Annotated in this window: 2 protein-coding genes; one reads left to right on the forward strand and one right to left on the reverse strand. The window is 45.7% G+C overall.

The window, feature by feature from the left end; genetic code table 11:
• Positions 1-80: 80 nt before the first annotated feature.
• Entirely contained in the window at positions 81-548 is a 468-nt protein-coding gene (locus AC4II3_RS32690; RefSeq protein ID WP_488029842.1) for a hypothetical protein, read from the forward strand.
• Positions 549-711: 163 nt separating this feature from the next.
• Here the strand turns inward: AC4II3_RS32690 and AC4II3_RS32695 are convergent.
• Positions 712-1,501 (reverse strand): glycosyltransferase (locus AC4II3_RS32695; RefSeq protein WP_488029841.1); only part of this gene is annotated, 790 nt, incomplete at its 5' end.

Here is a 1,501-nt window from a genome sequence, read left to right on the forward strand (position 1 = left end):
CCCATGAGGGGGCTATAGCTAATGTACAAATGTTCTGCATAAGTGACATGCTCCCTTACGATAAGCACAGGAAATTAATTATGCAAAAACTACGCAATGCGCTATTGGCATTAGTTATTGCCATAGCTCTGACTTGGATGCCTTCCTTTACGGTAGCTTCTGCACAGGCTACTGAACTTCATCCTGGAGTCCAGTTTGCACTCGATCCCTACACAGGGGACTTTGTCCAATTCCAAAGCGGTGACATAGAGCCGGGCCACGAAGTTCATGTTTTTTATGACTCCCAAAGGTTACTTGAGCGAGGTTGTTATCCTATTGAGACTTTAAAGGTAACAGGCCACGTGATGACTGATGGTAACGAATTCGAGCTTACAGAGCTTGACTGCCTTGAAGACCCCGATTGCACTGGAGTAGTGGATTACGTAAAGGTTGGAGATTTTGATGCTCCTGAGTTCGACTATGGGTTGGAAATATGGTTCACTGGCACCGACGGCTTATCTACTTGTGAGGATCGGGACCATTACACTTTTGGGTATTCTTTTTGGTAATCATAAGTTGTTGAGTCTGGATAAAATTCTCAGCAGTGAAGTAAGCTAGGTTTCGCTCTGGAATTATCCCCAACGAAGCAATTGAAAAAGCGATGCAATGCGCGCTGCATTGCTTTTTCAATTAGGCAAAAATTATAAGAAACTCCCCACACTTCCCACATTCTTATCCCGATTCCCTACTCCCTACTCCCGATTCCCGATTCCCGATTCCCGATTCCCTACTCCCTACTCCCTTAGGATAAGCTCTAGCTTTTAATTTAAGCATCCATCCCTTCACTGTTGGTTGCTTAAAGATACTATCAATCACCTCTTTCATATCCTCAGCAACTGAACTAGACTCTTCCGGAATAGTATTACTTTGCCCAAAATAGCTACAGGTTGCTTCTGGCAACCACAGGGCTCGGCTTCCTCTCAAAAATACTAGATTTATTATTACTTCTACCATCGCAGCCTCTTGATTTAATTCCCTATTGAAGCCCCCTACTAGGTCTAAACGACTGCGACGAAACATACTATTACTTTGACGCAACGGTTGCCACAGTTTCCCTAACTTCCAGATGTGTAAGTCTTCTAAATCTGGTAAGTCTTGCCATGGCGTCACCTGGGTGATCTTGTCTCCCTCAACCAGTTGCCACCCACTCAATAGTAAATCCAAGGTAGAGGATTCCCGGTCAAATGCTGCTACAAGTTTCTCTAGGGCATCTGGTAGTAAAACACTGTCACTATCGACAAAGGTGACAAATTCCCCTTGGGCCATCTCAAGAGCGCGATCGCATCTCCCTTTAATAACAATTCCCCCCTTATTAAGGTTCCTACTTCCTGTTCCCCCCTTATTAATCCCTGTTCCCCCCTTATTAAGGGGGGCTAGGGGGGATCCCTCCCTACTCCCTACTCCCTGCTCCCTGTTCCCTGTTCCCTGTTCCCTGTTCCCTGTTCCCTGTTCCCTGTTCCCT

It is taken from the genome of Moorena sp. (assembly GCF_982860115.1).

What these genes read in the sequence shown, in the direction of transcription:
- AC4II3_RS32690 (WP_488029842.1), top strand. Translation starts at nt 81, where the DNA reads ATGCAAAAACTACGCAATGCGCTATTGGCATTAGTTATTGCCATAGCT.